This is a genomic window from Streptomyces tricolor, from assembly GCF_002155905.1.
Lineage (GTDB): Bacteria > Actinomycetota > Actinomycetes > Streptomycetales > Streptomycetaceae > Streptomyces > Streptomyces tricolor.
In genome coordinates, this window is the sequence record NZ_MUMF01000722.1 from 1 (window position 1) to 3,107 (window position 3,107).

The 3,107-nt window shown below is 72.6% G+C and carries 3 protein-coding genes; 2 read left to right on the forward strand and 1 reads right to left on the reverse strand.

Annotated elements, in window-relative coordinates:
- On the forward strand, window positions 1-792 hold a 792-nt coding region (locus tag CCN44_RS38170; RefSeq protein ID WP_107502157.1), incomplete at its 5' end, for a permease.
- A gap of 8 nt (window positions 793-800) precedes the next feature.
- Entirely contained in the window at window positions 801-1,526 is a 726-nt protein-coding gene (locus tag CCN44_RS38175; RefSeq protein WP_086703407.1) for a TIGR03943 family putative permease subunit, read from the forward strand.
- 31 nt (window positions 1,527-1,557) lie between these two features.
- On the opposite strand, the gene CCN44_RS38180 is transcribed toward CCN44_RS38175, so the two are convergent.
- The gene (locus CCN44_RS38180) at window positions 1,558-3,030 is read right to left on the reverse strand and encodes a glycoside hydrolase (protein WP_086703405.1); all 1,473 of its coding nucleotides are present in this window, start codon (window positions 3,028-3,030) and stop codon (window positions 1,558-1,560) included.
- Window positions 3,031-3,107 lie beyond the last annotated feature (77 nt).

Genomic DNA, 3,107 nt, shown 5'->3' on the forward strand with positions numbered 1-3,107 from the left:
GCCCTGTCCGGCGCGATCAACGCCTTCGTGCCGGAGGGACTGTTCAACAGGATCCTGCCGCGGCGGCCCGCGCTCGCCGTCCCGGTGGCCGGTGTCGCGGGGGTCGTGCTGCCGGGGTGCGAGTGCGCCTCCGTGCCGGTCGCCAACAGTCTCATCAGCCGCGGCGTCACCCCGGCCGCCGCCTTCGCGTTCCTGCTCTCCGCGCCCGCCATCAACCCGGTCGTGCTCACGGCCACCGCGATCGCGTTCCCCGGGAACCCCGCCATGGTCCTCGCCCGGCTGCTCGCCTCCGTCGTCACCGCCGTCGTCATGGGGTGGCTGTGGCTCCGGTTCGGGCGGGCCGAGTGGCTGCGGCCCGTCGTACGGCACACCGGGCACCGGCCGGGGCACAGCCGCCTGAGCGAGTTCCGGCGCGGGTTCCAGCACGACTTCCTGCACGCCGGCGGGTTCCTGGTGCTCGGCGCGATGGCCGCGGCCACCTTCAACGTCGCCGTCCCGCCCTCCGTGCTGGACACCTTCGCCGCGGAGCCCTGGCTGTCCGTGCTCTTTCTCGCCGCCCTCGCCGTACTGCTCGCGGTGTGCTCCGAGGCCGACGCCTTCCTGGCCGCCTCGCTGACCGGGTTCCCGCCCGTGGCGCGGCTGGCGTTCATGGTGGTGGGGCCCATGGTCGACGTGAAGCTCATCGCCTTGCAGGCCGGGACCTTCGGGCGGGCGTTCGCCGTGCGGTTCTCCGCCGCCACCGTCGTCGTCGCCGTCGCGGCCAGCGTGCTGATCGGAGGGGTGCTGCTGTGACACGGTCGCTGCGGAGTTCGCTTCAGGCGGGGCTGCTCGTCCTGTGCGGGCTCGGACTGCTGCACATCTCCCTCGTCACCGACCTCTGCCTGCGGTACGTCAAGGAGGGCATGCGGCCCCTGCTCATCGCCTCCGGGGCCGTCCTGCTCCTGCTGGGCGTCGCCGGCGCGGTCCTCGACAGGCGGGAGATGGGAGGGGACACGCACAGCCATGGCCACGGGCACGACCACTCCGCCGTGCCCCGTGTCGCCTGGCTCCTGCTCCTGCCCGCCCTCAGCCTGCTCTTCTACGCCCCGCCCGCCCTCGGCGCCTTCACCGCGGCCCGGCAGTCCGCGAAGCCCGTCGCCCACGACAGCGCCTTCGGTCCGCTGCCGCGCACCTCGCCCCTGCCCATGACCCTCTCCGACTTCACCAGCCGGGTGCAGCAGGACCGGGGGCAGGCCATCAAGGGGCGTACGGTCCGGATGACCGGGTTCGTCACCCCGGGGGACGGCGGCAGCTGGGAGCTGACCCGGCTCATCCTCAACTGCTGTGCCGCGGACGCCCAGTCCGTGAAGGTGCGGATCCACGGCGGGCCGGCCCTGCCCGCCAACACCTGGGTGACGGTCACCGGGACCTGGCATCCGGACGGGCGGCTGGGCACCGCCTCCGCGCCGGTCGCGCTGGACGCCCGTACGGTCACGAAGGTGCCGCGGCCCGTGAACGGCTACCAGGACGCCCTGCCCCTGCGATAGCGCGGTCGCGCCGGCCCGTCGTCACGGTTCGTCACACGGTCACGCCGTCCACCTGGAGCGTCTGCACCGACTTCGCCGCGAACGGCACGGACAGCGACGTCCCGTTCAGGTACGTGTCCGAGCGGGGCGTGTAGCGGTCGCCGCCCGTGGTGACCGTGGTCCAGCGGGGGACCAGGCCGCCCGGGCCGCCGGTCACGGCGGAGAAGCGGGAGAGGTCGAAGGTCAGGGTCTGGGCGGAGGAGGAGGTGTTCGCCGCGACGATCACCAGGCGTCTCGCCGTACGGTCCAGCGCCGCCGCCGCGTAGCTGACGCCGGTGTCCAGGAGGGTCATGCCGGGGCGGATGTGGCGGGTGAACTGGGCCAGCACGTAGTACTTCGTCTGGACCGCGCCCGGCCGGAGCGTGCCCGGGTCGTACGCGATGGCCGCCCAGCCCGGGCTCGGGTCCATCACCTGCCAGTACACCCAGGCCGTGGGGTGCAGCCAGCGGAAGTCGTAGAGGAGATTGCTCGCCATGGTCAGGCCGGTGGCGTCGCCGTCGCCGGTCTCCGAGTTCCACAGCTTCTTGCCGGCCGTGGTCACCACGTCGGTGTGGAGCAGGTCGCGGCGGCCTCCGGAGCCCTGGTAGCCGTGCACGTTGACCTGGTCGACGTAGCCCTTCGTGGTGGCGGAGAAGGAGTTCCAGGTGGTGCGGGCCAGGTCGTAGCTCGTCTCGTCGGACGCCGCGATGCGGGTACGCGTCAGGCCGCGCTTGTCCAGCTCGGCCCGCAGGTACGGCAGTACGGCCGCCTGCACGCCCGCGTCGACGTGGCAGCCCTCCTGCGTGCCGGTCGCCGTCCACCACGACGAGGAGGGCTCGTTGAAGGCCTCCACCGTCGCGAAGGACACGCCCCAGTGCTGCTGGGCGTACAGGGCGACGGCGGCGAGGTGGGCGGCGTGCTGGCGGTGGTTCCAGGACTGGAGGTTGGTGCCGCCGTCGGCCGCGCCGGACGGGTTGTGGTTGGCGCACATCCACCACATGGGGGAGTTGGCGAAGAGTTCCGAGATCGCGCCGCGTCGGGTGGCCTTCACGAGCATGGCCCGCTGGGTCGCGTCCGCCGTCCACTTCCACGCCGCGGAGGCCGGGTCCTCGTTCGTCCAGTCCTGCCAGTAGCCCTCGATCTGCTTGAAGGAGGGGATGTTGGGGGAGACGGCCATCGACTCGCCGCGCACGCTGTTCCAGCTGCACGCGCCCAGGTTGTAGCGGGCGATGTTCAGGCCGAGGCCGGGCAGCGAGGTGCCGTCGTACGTCGTGTTGCCGGTCGTGAAGAAGAGGTCGGCGAAGTCGTCCCGCGCGCCGAAGACGTTCGCCCACCAGGCCAGGGAGGTGCCCCAGCCCTCCCAGGTGCCGTACGTCGTCGAGGGGGTGACGGCGATCGTCGCGTCCGCCCGGGCGGTGCCCGTGGCCAGGGTGCTGCCGAGGAGGCCGCCGCCCGCGGCGGCCAGGAGTGTTCTGCGTCGGATCATGGGTCGTTCGCTGCCTCTCCGTCCGGCTCCGGCACCCCCGATGCTTCCTGTCGGAACGCGGTGCCGGAGCCGGACGG

What these genes read in the sequence shown, in the direction of transcription:
- CCN44_RS38180 (WP_086703405.1), bottom strand. Translation starts at nt 3,030, where the DNA reads ATGATCCGACGCAGAACACTCCTGGCCGCCGCGGGCGGCGGCCTCCTC.